Source organism: Microbacterium sp. (assembly GCF_041641055.1).
GTDB lineage: Bacteria > Actinomycetota > Actinomycetes > Actinomycetales > Microbacteriaceae > Microbacterium.
On sequence record NZ_JBEPZB010000006.1, the window covers coordinates 38,422 to 54,141 of the forward strand.

At 68.5% G+C, this 15,720-nt stretch carries 21 protein-coding genes; 7 read left to right on the forward strand and 14 right to left on the reverse strand.

Features of this window, described 5'->3' with window-relative positions; translation table 11 throughout:
• Positions 1-25: 25 nt before the first annotated feature.
• A complete protein-coding gene (locus ACESK8_RS05580; protein WP_372967665.1) occupies positions 26-925 on the forward strand; it encodes an NAD(P)/FAD-dependent oxidoreductase in 900 nt (299 codons plus the stop codon).
• Positions 926-988: 63 nt separating this feature from the next.
• Here the strand turns inward: ACESK8_RS05580 and ACESK8_RS05585 are convergent, their stop codons facing one another.
• Positions 989-1,618 carry a histidine phosphatase family protein gene (locus ACESK8_RS05585; RefSeq protein WP_372967666.1) on the reverse strand — a complete coding sequence of 210 codons (630 nt, stop codon included), beginning with the start codon at positions 1,616-1,618 and terminating at the stop codon, positions 989-991.
• 1 nt (position 1,619) lies between these two features.
• Positions 1,620-1,994 carry a DUF5684 domain-containing protein gene (locus ACESK8_RS05590; protein WP_372967667.1) on the reverse strand — a complete coding sequence of 125 codons (375 nt, stop codon included), beginning with the start codon at positions 1,992-1,994 and terminating at the stop codon, positions 1,620-1,622.
• A 115-nt stretch (positions 1,995-2,109) separates the two neighbouring features.
• Here ACESK8_RS05590 and aspS point away from each other — a divergent pair, with 115 nt between their 5' ends.
• Positions 2,110-3,888, forward strand: coding sequence for an aspartate--tRNA ligase (aspS, locus tag ACESK8_RS05595; RefSeq protein WP_372967668.1), 1,779 nt, complete (start codon positions 2,110-2,112; stop codon positions 3,886-3,888).
• Between the two features lie 159 nt (positions 3,889-4,047).
• Here the strand turns inward: aspS and ACESK8_RS05600 are convergent, their stop codons facing one another.
• On the reverse strand, positions 4,048-4,875 hold the full coding sequence (locus ACESK8_RS05600; RefSeq protein WP_372967669.1) for a sulfite exporter TauE/SafE family protein: 828 nt from the start codon (positions 4,873-4,875) through the stop codon (positions 4,048-4,050).
• A 150-nt stretch (positions 4,876-5,025) separates the two neighbouring features.
• On the opposite strand from ACESK8_RS05600, the gene ACESK8_RS05605 reads away from it, so the two are divergent.
• The 5 genes from ACESK8_RS05605 (at position 5,026) to ACESK8_RS05625 (ending at position 9,253) form a co-directional block, all read left to right on the forward strand.
• Complete coding sequence (locus ACESK8_RS05605; protein WP_372967670.1) at positions 5,026-6,174, forward strand: ABC transporter substrate-binding protein; 1,149 nt, start codon at positions 5,026-5,028, stop codon at positions 6,172-6,174.
• A complete protein-coding gene (locus ACESK8_RS05610; protein ID WP_372967671.1) occupies positions 6,171-7,121 on the forward strand; it encodes an ABC transporter permease in 951 nt (316 codons plus the stop codon). Before ACESK8_RS05605 ends, ACESK8_RS05610 begins: the two co-directional genes overlap by 4 nt.
• The gene (locus tag ACESK8_RS05615; protein ID WP_372967672.1) at positions 7,118-7,912 is read left to right on the forward strand and encodes an ABC transporter permease; all 795 of its coding nucleotides are present in this window, start codon (positions 7,118-7,120) and stop codon (positions 7,910-7,912) included. Before ACESK8_RS05610 ends, ACESK8_RS05615 begins: the two co-directional genes overlap by 4 nt.
• Positions 7,909-8,988 carry an ABC transporter ATP-binding protein gene (locus tag ACESK8_RS05620; RefSeq protein ID WP_372967673.1) on the forward strand — a complete coding sequence of 360 codons (1,080 nt, stop codon included), beginning with the start codon at positions 7,909-7,911 and terminating at the stop codon, positions 8,986-8,988. Before ACESK8_RS05615 ends, ACESK8_RS05620 begins: the two co-directional genes overlap by 4 nt.
• An 88-nt stretch (positions 8,989-9,076) precedes the next feature.
• Complete coding sequence (locus tag ACESK8_RS05625; RefSeq protein ID WP_074731866.1) at positions 9,077-9,253, forward strand: DUF1508 domain-containing protein; 177 nt, start codon at positions 9,077-9,079, stop codon at positions 9,251-9,253.
• Positions 9,254-9,329: 76 nt separating this feature from the next.
• Here the strand turns inward: ACESK8_RS05625 and ACESK8_RS05630 are convergent, their stop codons facing one another.
• The 11 genes from ACESK8_RS05630 to ACESK8_RS05680 form a co-directional block, all read right to left on the reverse strand.
• Positions 9,330-10,085: an amino acid ABC transporter ATP-binding protein gene (locus tag ACESK8_RS05630; RefSeq protein WP_372967674.1), complete on the reverse strand. Its 756-nt coding sequence runs from the start codon at positions 10,083-10,085 to the stop codon at positions 9,330-9,332.
• On the reverse strand, positions 10,082-10,879 hold the full coding sequence (locus ACESK8_RS05635; RefSeq protein ID WP_372967785.1) for an amino acid ABC transporter permease: 798 nt from the start codon (positions 10,877-10,879) through the stop codon (positions 10,082-10,084). The genes ACESK8_RS05630 and ACESK8_RS05635 overlap by 4 nt, the downstream gene beginning before the upstream one ends.
• A gap of 34 nt (positions 10,880-10,913) precedes the next feature.
• Complete coding sequence (locus tag ACESK8_RS05640; RefSeq protein ID WP_372967675.1) at positions 10,914-11,729, reverse strand: basic amino acid ABC transporter substrate-binding protein; 816 nt, start codon at positions 11,727-11,729, stop codon at positions 10,914-10,916.
• A 149-nt stretch (positions 11,730-11,878) separates the two neighbouring features.
• Positions 11,879-12,178 carry a Dabb family protein gene (locus ACESK8_RS05645; protein WP_372967676.1) on the reverse strand — a complete coding sequence of 100 codons (300 nt, stop codon included), beginning with the start codon at positions 12,176-12,178 and terminating at the stop codon, positions 11,879-11,881.
• A complete protein-coding gene (locus tag ACESK8_RS05650; RefSeq protein ID WP_372967677.1) occupies positions 12,175-12,465 on the reverse strand; it encodes a glutaredoxin family protein in 291 nt (96 codons plus the stop codon). The genes ACESK8_RS05645 and ACESK8_RS05650 overlap by 4 nt, the downstream gene beginning before the upstream one ends.
• Entirely contained in the window at positions 12,462-12,764 is a 303-nt protein-coding gene (locus ACESK8_RS05655; protein WP_372967678.1) for a rhodanese-like domain-containing protein, read from the reverse strand. The genes ACESK8_RS05650 and ACESK8_RS05655 overlap by 4 nt, the downstream gene beginning before the upstream one ends.
• Positions 12,765-12,845: 81 nt before the next feature.
• Positions 12,846-12,944 carry a 30S ribosomal protein bS22 gene (locus tag ACESK8_RS05660; protein ID WP_003792170.1) on the reverse strand — a complete coding sequence of 33 codons (99 nt, stop codon included), beginning with the start codon at positions 12,942-12,944 and terminating at the stop codon, positions 12,846-12,848.
• Positions 12,945-13,058: 114 nt separating this feature from the next.
• Positions 13,059-13,544, reverse strand: coding sequence for a hypothetical protein (locus ACESK8_RS05665; protein ID WP_372967679.1), 486 nt, complete (start codon positions 13,542-13,544; stop codon positions 13,059-13,061).
• A gap of 17 nt (positions 13,545-13,561) precedes the next feature.
• Positions 13,562-13,753, reverse strand: coding sequence for a helix-turn-helix domain-containing protein (locus ACESK8_RS05670; RefSeq protein ID WP_042538977.1), 192 nt, complete (start codon positions 13,751-13,753; stop codon positions 13,562-13,564).
• Positions 13,754-13,829: 76 nt separating this feature from the next.
• Positions 13,830-14,759, reverse strand: a complete 930-nt coding sequence (locus ACESK8_RS05675) for a cyclase family protein (protein ID WP_372967680.1) — start codon at positions 14,757-14,759, stop codon at positions 13,830-13,832.
• Between the two features lie 27 nt (positions 14,760-14,786).
• Positions 14,787-15,719: a TetR family transcriptional regulator gene (locus ACESK8_RS05680; RefSeq protein WP_372967681.1), complete on the reverse strand. Its 933-nt coding sequence runs from the start codon at positions 15,717-15,719 to the stop codon at positions 14,787-14,789.
• Between the last annotated feature and the right edge of the window lies 1 nt (position 15,720).

The following is a 15,720-nucleotide window of genomic DNA, read 5'->3' on the forward strand; positions in this document are numbered from 1 at the left end:
GCGAGCATCCTCGGAAGGACCCCACATGTACGACGCGATCGTGATCGGCGCAGGCCCCGCAGGCCTCCAGTCCGCCTTGACCCTCGGGCGGATGCACCGCTCGACGCTGCTGCTGGATTCCGGCGACTACCGCAACGGCACCGTGCTGCACATGCACAACGTCGTCGCGAACGACGGGACTCCCCCGGCGGACTTCCGGGCGACGGCGCGCGCGCAGCTCGCCGAGTACGCCGACGTCGAGATCCGCGACGTCGGCGCGACGACCGTCACCCCGACCGATGCGACGTTCTCCGTGCAGCTGGCCGACGGCGACGCCGTCGAGGCGCGACACGTGATCCTCGCCACCGGCGTCGCCGACGACCTGCCGCCCGTGCCGGGGCTGCAGGAGCTGTGGGGCACGAGGGCGTTCATCTGCCCGTTCTGCGACGGCCATGAGCATGCCGGGATGCCCCTCGGCATCCTCGGTGCCGCGCCCCGCGCCGAGCACCTGATCGGGCTGCTCGGCCGCATCGTCGGCGACATCACGGTCTTCCCGGTCGAGCAGCCGTACACGGCCGACGAGACCCGAGCACTCGAGGGCCTCGGAGCCCGCGTCAGCCTCGCACCTGTGACCGCCGTCGCCCCTGACGGCAGCGGAGTGCGGGTGAGCACCGAGGCTGCCGAGCAGACGGTGGCCGGGGTCTTCGTGGCCTCGGGGTCGCTGCGCCATCGGGCGCCGTTCGCGGACCAGCTGGGCCTGACCCTGCTGCCCTCCGGGTCGATCGAGATCGACGACTTCGGTCGCACCTCGCTCGCGGGGGTCTTCGCGGCGGGCGACCTCGCGCACCGCGCCTCGCTCCCAGGACCCATGGCGTCGGTGCTTCTGGCGGCCGCGGCGGGGCAGCTGGCGGCGGTCGGCGTCATCCAGTCTCTGATGGCCCACTGAGAGTGGTCGCGAGCCGGCGCCCGACCGGCACCGCACCGCGCTGATCAGGCCGCGCCGCGTCGATCAGACGGCGCCGACGTCGACGGCGCCACCCGTCGCTGCGGGTTCGGCGTAGTCGACCTCACGCCAGACGTCGCCGACCAGCTCGAACGAGGTCACGCTCGACAGCGCGCACCGGCGGGTACGCGGGTCGTGCCGGAGGGGCAGGCCCGCGACCCGCAGGTGCGTGATCCAGATCGGTGCCTGATGCGAGACCATCACGAGATCGCCGTCGTCGACGGAGCGCCAGGCCTCGGCCATCATCCCCAGCATCCGCTCGGCGATCGATGCATACGGCTCGCCCCAGCTCGGCAGCGACGGCTGACGCAGATGCCACCAGTTGACCGGGTTCAGCAGCGAGCGGCGCATCTGCGTGCCCTCGAACACGTTGGTGGGCTCGATGAGCCGGATGTCGATCTCCGGCGTGAGGCCGAAGCGCTCGGCGAAGGGCTCGGCGGACTCCTGGGCGCGCTCCAACGGCGAGGAGTACAGGCCGGCCACCGAGCGGTCCAGGCTCGCGATGTGGTCGGAGGCGGCGCTCGCCATCTTCCGCCCCGCGCGGCTCAGGTGGTAGTCGGGCAGCCGGCCGTACAGCACGCGCTTCGGGTTGTGCACCTCACCGTGGCGGACCAGATGCAGTCGGGATGCCACCACGTCAGGCCCTGCGGTAGCGGGAGTCGCCGAAGCCGAGGATGAGGTACCCGATGTACGGGAAGACGAAGAGCAGGAAGAAGGAGAAGAGCCCGCCCTTGCCGAACCGCTCCCCGAGCCTGATCGCCACGATGATCCCGAAGACGAATCCGACGATCGGGATCAGGTAGAGCAACGCCCACCAGCCGGACATGCCCGCGATCTTGACGAGGAACACCACGTTCACGATCGGGATGATCGCGAGGATGCCGGGGTATCCGGCCTTGGTGAACACCTTCCACAGGCCGATGACGACCAGGACGTAGAAGACGAGGGCGATCAGGCCCGTCGTCCCCGAGAAGATCGATGCGTACAGGTCTGCGATGCCGTTGGAGTCCATGGGGGCCTTTCCGTCGTGGCGATCCTACTGAGCGATATGCCACCGGCAGAGGAGGCGACACCCGCCCCCGTAGAATGGGCGGGTTCACCATTTCCCAGATCAGGAGGAATCCTCCGTGCTTCGCACCCACTCGGCAGGCTCGCTGCGAGCCGAGCATATCGGTCAGACCGTCACCCTCTCGGGTTGGGTCGATCGCCGTCGTGATCACGGAGGAGTCGCGTTCATCGATCTTCGGGATGCGTCCGGCATCGCCCAGGTCGTCATCCGCGATGAGGAGGTCGCGCACCCGCTGCGCAACGAGTTCGTCCTGAAGGTGACCGGCGAGGTCTCGCGTCGCCCCGAGGGCAACGCGAACCCGAACCTGCCCACCGGCGAGATCGAGCTCATCGCGACCGAGGTCGAGGTGCTGAACGAGTCCGCTCCGCTGCCGTTCCAGGTGTCGACCGCTGTCGCTGACACCGAGACGGTCGGTGAGGAGGCCCGCCTCAAGTACCGCTACCTCGACCTGCGTCGCCCCGCCGCGGCATCCGCTCTGCGCCTGCGCTCAGACGTCTACAAGGCCGTCCGCGACGTGCTGCACGGCGAGGACTTCACCGAGGTCGAGACGCCCACGCTCACGCGATCGACGCCGGAAGGCGCCCGCGACTTCGTCGTGCCCGCTCGCCTGCACCCCGGCAGCTGGTACGCGCTGCCGCAGTCGCCGCAGCTGTTCAAGCAGCTGCTCATGGTCGGCGGCGTCGAGAAGTACTACCAGATCGCCCGTTGCTACCGCGATGAGGACTTCCGCGCCGACCGCCAGCCGGAGTTCACCCAGCTCGACATCGAGATGAGCTTCGTCGACCAGGAGGACGTCATCGCGCTGATGGAGTCGCTCATCCAGGCGATGTGGAAGACCATCGGCGTCGAAGTGCAGACCCCGCTGCCGCGCATGACCTACGCCGAGGCGATGGCCAAGTACGGCTCCGACAAGCCCGACCTCCGCTTCGGACTCGAGCTCGTCGAGGCGACCGAGTACTTCGCGAACACGCCGTTCCGGGTGTTCCAGGCCGAGTACGTCGGTGCCGTCGTGATGCCCGGCGGCGCGAGCCAGCCGCGCAAGCAGCTCGACGCGTGGCAGGACTGGGCGAAGCAGCGCGGCGCTCGCGGTCTCGCGTATGTGCTCTTCAACGAGGACGGCTCGCTCGGCGGCCCCGCTGCCAAGAACCTGTCCGAGGCCGAGCAGGCGGGTCTCGCCGAGTTCGTCGGCGCCTCCGCGGGTGACTGCGTGTTCTTCGCGGCCGGTTCGACGAAGGAGAGCCGTGCTCTCCTCGGCGCCGCGCGCGTGGAGATCGGTCGTCGTCTCGGCTACCTGAACCCCGACGAGTTCGCCTTCACGTGGGTCGTCGACGCGCCGATGTTCGAGCCGGCAGCGGATGCCGTCGCCTCCGGTGACGTCGCCGTCGGAGCCGGAGCCTGGACCGCCGTGCACCACGCGTTCACCGGTCCGAAGCCGGAGTTCCAGGACACGTTCGACACCGACCCCGGTTCCGCGCTGGCCTATGCGTACGACATCGTGTGCAACGGCTCTGAGCTCGGCGGCGGCTCGATTCGCATCCACCGCGAAGACGTGCAGAAGCGCGTGTTCGAGGTCATGGGCATCAGCGACGAGGTCGCTCAGGAGCAGTTCGGCTTCCTGCTCGACGCCTTCAAGTTCGGCGCCCCGCCGCACGGCGGGATCGCGCTCGGCATGGACCGCGTCCTGCAGCACCTCACCAAGACCGAGTCGATCCGCGACGTCATCGCGTTCCCGAAGTCGGGCAACGGATTCGACCCGCTGACCGCGGCGCCGGCCCCGATCACCGCGGCGCAGCGCGCCGAGGCCGGTGTCGACTTCGAGCCGGACGACGAGGCCTGACCTTCGCAGAGGCCTCTCCCGCACACGCGGGGCCTCTTGCGTATGCCCCGTCGCGCGTTGCGCCACACAAGTCCGAATGCACTTCCGAAGTCCGTATCCCGCCGATTCGGACGTGCGAAGCGCAATCGGACGTGCGAGGCGCACGACGGGGACGGATGCTCAGCGCAGCTGCGCGAGCGCCGGGGCGATGTTCTCGTTCCAGACGTCGACGCCGAGCTTCGCGATCAGCGCCACCACCACGACGAGGAACACCACCCGGATGAAGGTCGTGCCGCGGGAGATGGCCATGCGCGAGCCGAGGTAGCTGCCGGCGACGTTCGCGACCGCGAGGATGCCACCGAGCAGCCAGAGCACCGCGCCGTGCGGGATGAAGAGCAGCAGTGCACCGGTGTTCGTGGCGAGGTTGACGATCTTCGCCTTCGCACTCGCCTGCAGGAAGTCGTACCCCAGCAGCGCGACGAGCGAGATCACGAGGAACGTACCGGTGCCGGGGCCGATGAGTCCGTCGTAGAACCCGATCACGAGTCCGGCGAGTCCTGCGGTGATGTGGTGCTTGTGCCCGGTGAAGCGCAGTCGGGTCGCTGCGCCCATCTGCGGGCGGAACGCGGTGAACAGGGCGACGGCCAGCAGAGCGACCACGATGATCGGCTTGAACGCCGCCGCGGGGAGGATGGTCGCGACCGCCGCGCCGCCGAAGGATCCGGCGAGCGCGATCGCGGCCATGGGCAGCGCGGTGCGGATGTCGGGTCTCGCTCGTCGGTAGTAGGTCACGCTGCTCGTGGCGGTGCCGAAGACCGAGGCGAGCTTGTTGGTGGCGAGGGCCTGGATGGGCGAGATGCCGGGGATCAGCAGCAGTGCAGGGAGCTGCAGAAGTCCGCCGCCGCCCACCACGGCGTCGATCCACCCGGCCGCGAACGCCGCGACGACCACGAGGATCAGGGTTCCCCAGGTGAGCTGCTCGAGCCCCAGCATCCCACCGATCTCCATCCGTCCAGGATGCCAGACTGACAGCACCTGACCGGCCACGCCCCGGCCACCTGTCGTTCACCCGAGGCGGGATCGTCGGCAACCCGCGGCTCATAGTGTCCTCTCGCAACCCGACTCCGGCTCACCCTGCCGGACACCGAGAGGACCCTGATGACCAACTTCCACCGCCGCGCGCGCATCGGCGCCGGCATCGCCCTGTTCACCACCGCCGCGCTGGGCCTGACCGCGTGCGCCACGGGCGCGGAGACCCCCGCCGCCGGCAGTGACGAGATCGACGCCGCGACCGCGACGTCCGTCGAGGACTTCGGCACCTTCGCCGAGCTCGAGGAGGCCGCTAAGGCCGAGGGCCAGCTCAACGTGATCGCGCTCCCGCGCGACTGGGCGAACTACGGGGAGATCCTCGACCTGTTCGCCGAGAAGTACCCCGAGATCACGATCAACGAGGCCTCCCCCGACGTGTCGAGCGCCGAGGAGATCCAGGCTGCGAAGACGAACGAGGGCCTCGACACCGCGCCCGACGTGTTCGACCTGGGTCTGACCGTCGCATTGCAGAACACCGACGTCTTCGCGCCGTACCAGGTGCAGACGTGGGACGAGATCCCCGACGCTCTCAAGGAGCCGACCGGCCTCTTCGTCGGCGACTACGGCGGATACATGTCGATCGGCTACGACTCGTCGAAGTTCGACGCCCCCGAGTCGCTCGACGACCTGAAGGATGCCGCCTACAAGGGCGCCGTCGCCATCAACGGCGACCCGACCCAGGCCGGCGCGGCGTTCGCGGCCGTGGGCCTCGCCACGGTGCAGTCGGACGGATCGCTCGACGACTTCCAGCCGGGCATCGACTTCTTCGCCGACCTGCAGAAGGCCGGCAACCTGCTCAAGGTCGACGTCACCACCGCGACCGTCGCGAGCGGCGAGACGCCGGTCGTCTTCGACTGGGATTACCTGAACGCCGCACACGCCCAGGGCGACGACGGCAACAAGGACTGGAAGGTCGTCGTCCTCGACGGCACCGGCTACGCGGGCTACTACAACCAGGCGATCAACAAGGATGCCCCGAACCCGGCTGCCGCACGCCTGTGGCAGGAGTTCCTCTACAGCGACGAGGTCCAGAACCTGTGGCTCAAGGGCGGCGCACGCCCCGCGCGCATGGAGGCCATGACCGAGGCCGGCACCATCGACGCCGACCTCGCTGCCGCCCTCCCCGAGGTCCCCGGCGAGACGGTCGTCCCGACCGAGGAGCAGTCGACGAACGCCGGCACGCTGCTCGGCGAGAAGTGGGCCGCGGCGGTCCAGTGACCACTGCCACCGCTGCGGGGGCGGAGGCCACGGCATCCGCCCCCGTCTCCCCCGCAGCGCACAGCGCTGGGCCCGCGACCACGTCGCGAGCCCAGCGCTCCGCGCCATCCGTCGCCTGGCTCGGCCTGGTCCCGTTCGCCGCCTACGTCCTGCTCTTCCTCGCCGTCCCCACCGTCCTCGCCATCGGCTCGGGGTTCTTCACGAAGGACGGCACCTTCACGGGGGCGAACCTCTCGGCGCTGGGCGACCCCGTCGTCCTCACCACCTTCGCGAACTCCGCCGGCGTGTCACTGCTGACCGCCGTGGTCGGAGCGATCGTCGGCGCGCTCGTCTGCTACGCCCTGCTCGGCATGAACCCGGACGGCGTCGTGCGCTCGACCGTGGATGCCGCGGCCGGCGTCCTCGCCCAGTTCGGCGGGGTGATGCTCGCCTTCGCGTTCATCGCCACGATCGGCATCCAGGGCGTCCTCAAGCTGTTCCTTCAGGACGCCTTCGGGATCGACATCTTCGCGAACGGCACCTGGCTCTACGAGCTCCCCGGGCTGATCCTGCCGTACATCTACTTCCAGATCCCGCTCATGGTGATCACGTTCATGCCCGCCCTCGCCGCGCTGAAGCCGCAGTGGGCGGAAGCGAACCTTACGCTCGGCGGCACCCGTTCCAGCTTCTGGCTGCGGATCGGCATCCCTGTGCTCGCCCCCTCGTTCCTCGCCAGTCTGCTGCTCCTGTTCGCTAACGCGTTCTCGTCGTATGCGACCGCCGCCGCGCTCGCCAGCCAGGGGTCGCAGATCGTGCCGCTGCAGATCCGCGCCGCTCTCACCAGCGAGACCGTGCTCGGGCGGGAGAACCTCGCCGGCGTGCTCGCGCTCGGCATGATCGTGATCGTCGGAGTGGTGATGACCCTGTACTCGCTCGTCCAGCGTCGGGCTGCGAGGTGGCAGTCGTGAACCGTCTCGGCCCCTCGCTCGCGACCCGGTGGATCATCGGCATCGTCGTCGGCGCCTTCTTCGCCGTCCCGCTCGTCGCCACCTTCCTCTACACGCTCCGCGGCACCGACGGCGGGCTGTCGCTCGAGCGGTGGTTCGCACTGTTCGACCCGGAGAAGTCCGCGGCGATCAAGCCGATCTGGACGGGGCTCGGCAACTCGCTGATCCTCGCAGTGGTGACCGTCGCGATCGTCCTCCTGTTGCTCGCTCCCACGATGATCCTCGTGAACCTGCGCTTCGCGAGGCTGAAGCCGGTGTTCGAGTTCGCGGTCCTGCTGCCGATCTCGATCCCCGCGATCGTGCTGGTCGTCGGCCTGGCCCCGATCTATCTGCAGATCGGACGCGCGCTGGGCACCGGCACCTGGACTCTGGCCTTCGCGTACGGCATCACCGTGCTGCCCTTCGCCTACCGCTCGATCCAGGCGTCGATCGATGCGGCCGACCTCCGCACGCTCGCCGAGGCCGCCCGCTCTCTCGGCGCCGGCTGGCCGACCGTCGTCCTGAAGGTGCTCGCCCCGAACCTGCGTCAGGGTCTGCTCGCCGCCTCGCTGATCTCGATCGCCGTCGTCCTCGGCGAGTTCACGATCGCCTCGCTCCTCAACCGACAGGTGTTCCAGACGGCCATGCTCGTCGTCCAGAAGCAGGATCCGTACGCGCCGGCGATCTTCACCCTGCTGGCCCTGCTGTTCGTCTTCCTCCTGCTCCTCCTCATCGGCCGCCTCGCCCGCGGCACCGGAAAGGCCCGCTCATGACCCTCCCCCAGACCGCCGACAACATGCTGCTCGCCGAAGCCGGCGAAGGCACCCGGGTGCAGCTGCAGGACATCGTGAAGAGCTACTCCGGCACCACCGTGCTGCACGGCGTCGACCTCGACATCGCCCCGGGCGAGTTCGTCTCGCTGCTGGGACCCTCCGGCTGCGGCAAGACGACGCTGCTGCGGGTGCTCGCCGGGCTCGAGGGGCTCGACAGCGGTGCGGTGCTCCTCGACGGCGGCGACGTGTCGCGCGTTCCGACGAACAAGCGCGACATCGGCATGGTGTTCCAGTCCTACTCGCTGTTCCCGCACCTGCGGGTGGCCGAGAACACCGCCTTCGGTCTGCGTCGACGCGGTGTCGGCAAGGCGGAGGCGGCCAAGCGCGCGCTCGACGCTCTCGCTCTGGTCGGTCTCGCCGAGTTCGCCGACCGCTATCCGCATCAGCTCTCGGGCGGGCAGCAGCAGCGCGTCGCCCTCGCCCGCGCGCTCGTGACCGAACCCAAGGTGCTGCTGCTCGACGAGCCGCTCTCGGCACTCGACGCCAAGGTCCGAGTGCAGCTGCGCGATGAGATCCGCCGGATCCAGCTGCGCCTGGGCATCACCACGGTGTTCGTGACGCACGACCAGGAGGAGGCGCTGGCCGTCTCCGACCGGATCGCGGTGATGAACTCGGGGCGGATCGAGCAGATCGGCACGCCGGAGCAGCTGTACACGACCCCCTCGACAGCCGGTGTCGCCGCGTTCGTCGGCCTCTCCAGCGTCGTGTCCGGGGTCGCCGAGGGCGACCACGTCGTCGTGTGGGGACAGCGGCTGCCGCTGCGCGCACCGGCCGACGGTCCCGTCGACGTCTACCTGCGCCCTGAGAACGTCCATTTCGCCTCGGAGGCGGATGCCGCGACCGACGCCCTCGTGCAGGAGAGCACGTTCCTCGGCAGCATGCGCCGAACGCTCGTGCGCACCGAGTCCGGCGAGCTCGTGCGCCTGCAGCACGCGCCGGGCATCCATCCGGCCTTCGGCGACCGGGTGCGCATCGCCGTGGCGCCCGAACCCGTCGCCGTGCATCCGCGCGGCTGAGCCGCCGCTCTATCCGCGGACCAGTACTCCGGGATACCGTAACCCTCGAGGGGTGACTCCCCTCGATCCGACAGCGAAGGGATGCCCCATGGCAGGCAAGTTCGAGTTGTTCACCGACAGTTCCGGTGGACACCGGTTCCGTCTCAAGGCCGGCAACGGCGAGGTCATCGCGACGAGCGAGAGCTACACCACGAAGGCAGCGGCGCTGAACGGCGTCGACTCGGTCCGCCGCAACGCCGCGGACGCCGAGGTCGTCGAGGCCTGAGCATCTCCCGACACATCGAGACCCCCTCCTGCTGATTCAGCGGGAGGGGGTCTCGATGTCAGACAGGTCGTCCGGGTCACAGCACCCTGGACAGGAAGTCCTGGGTCCGCGGATGCTGCGGGTTGCCGATCACCTCGCGGGGATCGCCCTCCTCGACGATGTGCCCGCCGTCCATGAAGATCAGTCGGGATCCGACCTCGCGCGCGAAACCCATCTCGTGGGTGACGACGAGCATCGTCATCCCTTCGTCCGCGAGCGAGCGCATGACCTGCAGCACTTCGCCGACGAGTTCGGGGTCGAGCGCCGAGGTGGGCTCGTCGAACAGCATCATGTCGGGGTTCATGCACAGTGCCCGTGCGATCGCGACGCGCTGCTGCTGCCCGCCGGAGAGATGGCCGGGGAACGCATCGGCCTTCTCGGCCAGGCCGACCCGCCCGAGCATCTCGTGCGCGATCCTCGCCGCCTCCGCCTTCGAGCGCTTCTTCACGCGCTGCTGAGCGATCATCAGGTTGCCCATGACGTCGAGGTGCGGGAACAGGTTGAAGCTCTGGAACACCATGCCGATGCGCGTGCGCACGCGGTCGATGTCGACGTCGGGGTCGGTGATGTCGATGCCCTCGATGAGCACCTTGCCACCCGTCGGCTCCTCGAGGAGGTTCACCGATCGCAGCAGCGTCGACTTGCCGGACCCGGACGGTCCGATGATGCAGACGACCTCGCCCGCCGTGACGGTGAGGTCGATGCCCTTGAGCACCTCATTGTCACCGAAGCTCTTCACGAGCCCCTGCAGATCGATCGCAGGAGCGTGGACATCAATCAGGTCGGTGCTCATCGCTGCTTCGCCATCCGTCGTTCCAGGTACGCGCTGAAGCGCGTGAGGGGGATCGTCACGATCAGGTACAGGATCGCCGCCATGATGAGCGGCGTCGCGTTGGTGTTCTGGGTCGCCGCGTCGCGGGCGAAGTTGGTGAGCTCCTTCGACCAGATGAACGTGCCGGCCACGAAGAGCAGCGAGGTGTCCTTGAGCAGCAGCACGAACTCGTTCGTCAGCGGCGGGATGATGATGCGGAACCCCTGCGGCACGATGATCCAGAACGTGGTCTTCATCGGCGACATGCCCAGTGACCGAGCGGCCTCCGTCTGTCCCTTGGGCACCGCCTGGATGCCGGCACGGATGGTCTCTGCCATGTACGCGGAGGCCACCAGGATGAGGCCGATCAGGCCGAGGACCACCGGTCCGCCGAGGTCACGCCCGGAGATCCCCAGCGCGATGGGCAGGATGAAGGCCACGCCGAAGATCGTGAGGATCGCGGGGAGCCCGCGGAACAGCTCGATCCACGCCGTCGCGATCCAGCGGAACGGTCCGATGCTCGACAGCTTCAGCAGCGCCAGGACGATGCCCAGCAGCAACCCCGCGATGAACGCCACTGCGGTGAACCACAGCGTGTTCACGAGTGCGGTGGTGATGATCCCGGGGAACATCTTGGCCGCGATCTCGGGGTTGAAGAACAGCGGCCCGATCTTCGCCCAGTCGGTGCTGACCGCGGCCCAGACGACGATCGCGATCAGCACCGCATAGACGATGTACCGGTACAGCTTGCTTTTCGTGGTGCGCCTCAACGCCATTGTCAAGGTCTCCCTGCTCTACGTCGCTCGCCGATTACTTCGCGGTGAAGTACTCGTCGTAGATGGTCTGGTAGTCGCCGCTGTCGCGCAGATCCTGCAGCGCGCCGTCGATCGCCTCACGCAGCGCATCCTTCTCGCCCTTCGCGAACGCGAAGCCGTACGACTCACCCGTCTCGTACTCCTCGACGATCTTGTAGGCGCTGTCGGCCTTCTCGTGCTCGAGGTTCACCGGCTGGTCCTGCAGGATGGCGTCGATCTGGCCGGCCTGCATCGCGGGCCACAGCTCTCCGTCGGACGGGTACTGCACGAGCTCGGCGCCCTCGGCGTTCTCCGTGGCGTACGCCTCGCCCGTGGTGCCCTGCTGCACGCCGACGTTCTTGCCCGAGAGGTCGTCGATCGACTCGATGCCCGAGTCGGTGCGCACCAGCAGCGACTGGAGCGACTCGTAGTACGGCTCGGAGAAGTCGATGTTCGCCTTGCGCTCGTCGGTGATCGTCATCGCCGATGCCCCCACGTCGCAGGTGCCCGCCGCGAGCGTCGTGCCCGACTGCAGGGCGTCGAATCCGACGTCCTGCACGGAGAGCTTGAGGTCGAGCTCCTTCGCGACCGCGTCGAGCAGGTCGATGTCGAAGCCGGTGTATCCCGTGCCGTTGTCGCCGCCCTCGAACTCGAACGGAGCGTAGGGGACGTCCGAGCAGACCGTGAGGGTGCCCGACTCGACGAGGTCGTACTCATCGCCCGCTGCCGGCTCTCCGGAGCCCGGGTTCCCGCCGCCCGTGGCACATCCGGCGAGGGCGAGGGTCACGGTCGCGGCGAGCGCGATCCCGGCGATGATGTTGCGACGCTGCATGTCAGCTCCTGAAAAGACGTGGGTGAGTTCCCAAGGACGGGTAGGTGAACATCTAAACATGCGCGGTCGCACCGAACATGCCGCGAGCCATCATCCGGGGATCACGTTTGTGTTGCAAGTGCGACGCGATATTACGCGCGTGTGACGACTCACACCTCGAAGTCGACGGCCACCCGTGATGCGACGACCGAGCGCACGTAGGCGACCACCTCTTCGTGGGCCGGATGCACCTGGTACTCCTCCAGTGCGGCGATCGAGTCGAAGTCGGCCACGAGGGTCACGTCCCAGTTCGCGTCCGGGTAGGCGACGTTCGCACCGGCGGAGATCGAGCGCAGCTGCGGCACCACTCCGTCGAGCGCAGTCAAGCGTCGCGCGACCTCGGCGGCCTGCTCGGCGCGCTGTTCCGGGTCCGCTGCGGCGAGCTTCCAGCTGACGACGTGCCTGATCATCGCGACTCCTTCTCCAGCGCGTCCTGCTGGACGGCATCTTCGAGGGCATTGCGCAGCCGATCGGCCGACAGACGCCAGTGGGCGTGCAGCTCGCCGTCGATGAGGACGACCGGGATCTTCTCCCACCACAGCTCGTACAGTGCGGGGTCGTCCTGGATGGACGCCTCGACGATCTCGATGCGCTCAGCCGCCGCATCCGGCAGCTCCGCGACCACTGCGTCGATGATCTCGGACGCGACGTCGCACAGGTGGCAGTCGGGCTTGCCGATGAGGGTCAGCGTGGTCACGCCGACGGCACCTCGACATCGCGCCCCTGGGCGATCCACTCGCCGGTGCCGCCTTCGACGTTCGTCGCGTCGTAGCCGCGGGTCTCGAGCGCCTCGACCACGCGAGCCGACCGGCCGCCTGCCTGGCAGATCACGTCGAACGCCTCGGCGGGGAGTTCTTCGAGGCGGTTGCCGATCTCGGACATCGGGATGTTCACGGCACCGGGCACGTGGCCGGCGGCGAACTCGTGCGCCTCGCGCACGTCGATGAGCGGGATGTTCGAGCGCTCGGCGAGTTCGGTGACGGTGATCGACTTCATGGCATGCTCCTGCGACGACGGGAAACCTGGGGGTAGAGACACAAAGCGCCCGTCCGGAGACAGGCGCTCGTGTCTGGCCGCTTACTTCTTGTTGCGGCGCTGGTGGCGAGTCTTGCGAAGCAGCTTGCGGTGCTTCTTCTTCGCCATGCGCTTGCGGCGCTTCTTGATGACAGAACCCACGGAAACCTCACTAAGTCAGGGGCTGGGCGTCGCACGGTGGCGGACACCCGGGTACGGGCAAGGAAAAATGCCTCGGATCAGTCTAGCAAACCACAGAGGCCCCGCCGCACGCGATCAGTCTTCGACCTGTTCGGTGACGAGGTACCGCCACACCAGAGCGTGTCCGAGGGCCACGAGGGTGATGAGCAGCAGCGCCTCGACCTGGATCGGTGCGAGGCCGACGGGGGTCGCGATCTGCGGGAACACGCCGATCACGGCGATGGCTGTGTAGACGAGGATGGTGCCGGCCTGGGTCCAGCGCACGGCGCGGGTCGTGCCGTCACCGCGCGAGCGCGAGACGAGGCGGAGCATGGACACGCCGCCGACGACCGCGATGACGACGAAGGGTGCGCGCCAGAGGATCGGATTCTCGGTGCCGCCCACCTGTGCGAACAGCCCCATGAGCGCAGGCAGCAGGAAGGAGAGGTAGACGCCTCCGATGGTGCGGCGCATCGAGGGATCGCTCGACCAGTCGCGACGCGCGCGCACCACGTTCCACCAGAGGCCGGTGAGCGCGAAGCACGTCGTGGAGAAGAGGGCGTAGAACGTGCTTACGTCCACGATCTTCTCCTGGGTGCTCAGCCGACGTCGGCGATGGGACGCTGCAGCGCGTCGGCGACGGCGGACTCGGGCACGCGGAAGCTGCGACCGAAGCGGATGGCGGGAAGCTCGCCGGCGTGCACCATCCGGTACACGGTCATCTTGGATACGCGCATCAGCTCGGCGACCTCAGCCACCGTCAGGAACCGCACGTCAGGCACCTCGGGCATCCCACGTACCCCTTTCTCGATTGAGCACACTCTATGGGGTAGCTGGGACGCGTGTAAACCCGTGTGACCTGTGTGATCAGCGAGGATCCGCGACGGTCGCGAACGCCCGCACCGGGAACGTGCCGAATCCACGCACCGCAGGAGGAGCCGCCGTGAACCGCGCGCCACGGGCCGGCACGTCGGCGAGGCGGGTCAGATGCTCGACGACGTGGATGCCGGCGGCGAGCAGGATGCTGTGAGCGGGCCGCTCGCCTCCACTCTCCGTGTCGTCGATGTTGAGGGAGTCGATCCCCACCAGTGCGACTCCGGCGTCGACGAGGAATCTCGCGCCGGCGTCGGTCAGGAACGGGGCCCCGCGACCATACTCCGGGGTCCCGAAGAACCGGCTCCACCCCGTGTCCAGGAGTACGGCAGCTCCGCGCAGGTCGCGATCCGAGAGCGTCACCGCCTCGATCCCCCGCTGTTGCGGACTCCACGCATCGTGCAGATGGAAGACCTCGGCCGGAAGCCCGACCAGCGTGGCGAGGTCGAGGGATGCCAGATCGCCGCCGTCCGCGTAGCGATGGTACGGCGCATCCAGATAGGTGCCCGTGTTGCCGATCATCGTGATGATGTCCATCGCGAACTCGGTGCCGGGGGCGTACTTCGCACGCGAGGCCTCGCGGGTGAGATGCGAGGTGATCGTCGGCGCCGGCAGGCCGGGGTAGGTCACGAGACCCGCTTCGATGGGGTGGCTCAGATCGATCACTCTCGATGCTTGCTGAGCCTGAGCGTCGACGCCGCGGCTCCCGCGGTGCGGTTCCTCGACGATCCGGAGGTTCGTCAGCTCGACGGAGCTGACCAGAGCGAGGCCGAGGTGGTGCACGAGCAGCGCCCCGATCTCATCCGCCCCGAGCTCGGGCCGCGGCAGGTCGAGACGGAACGCCTCACCGTTGAGCCCTCCCCCGTTCGCGAAGGAGATCGTGAAGTCGAAGTGCGCGCGGTGCTCGCCGGATGCGGTGGTCATCCCCTCATCATGCCGCTGGTGCGCGCGTCACCGGGCGGTTCGGGACTTCGCCTGTCTTTCTCGTGCCTCGCGCAGCGCCTGGCGCTCGAGCTTGTGCGCTGCACGCAGCGCCTTCTCGGCCTCGCGCACCGCCTTCTGCGCATCCTTGAGCCGTCGATCGCCGGCGAGCTCGACGGGATCCAGCGCGATCCACTCGTCGCTCACCTCGTGCGAGGCTCCTTCAGCGAGCCCATCGATGTAGGCGGCGACACCGTCGAGGAGCCTGTCCACTCCGAATCGGAACGGATCGGCCGGCGAAGTGAAGACCCCGTCGTCGATCGCGCGGCGCAGTGCGGGGAACTCGTCGACCGTGATGACGCGGTCGTAGAGCTCCGACTCGCGGACGGCCACCTCGTCGGCACTGAGGCCTGTGCCCCTGGACTGCTCGGTGTATCCCGCCTGCACGATGCCGCACCACCGGGCGTCACCGGTCACTGCGAGGGCCACCGCCATCCGCTCCTCGGCGGACAGCGGCGTCTCCTCCAGGGCGGCGAGGCTCGCATCGAGCCAGGCCGAGCTGTTCGGCGTGATCGGCGAGCCGGTGATGGGCAGCGAGAGGATCCACGGGTGACGCTGGTAGAGCAGCACCTGCTCGGCGTAGAGCGCGAGCAGTTTCGGTCGCCAGCCCTCCAGGTCGCGGTGCGATTCGGGCGGCAGGCCCGTCGCCTGCTCCTGCATGAGGAGCAGGAGATCGTCTTTCGCGCTCACGTAGCGGTAGAGCGACATGGGCGTGAATCCCAGGGCCGAAGCCACAGCGGCCATCGAGACAGCGCCGATCCCCTCGGCATCCGCGAGGTCGACCGCGGCATCGACGATGCGCTCGACGCTCATCTCGCGCTTGGGTCCACGCTGCGGATTGGCGGCCACGCCCCAGGCGAGCGCGATCCCTCTGGGCAGTTCGGGTGGCTCGGTGTCGATCACC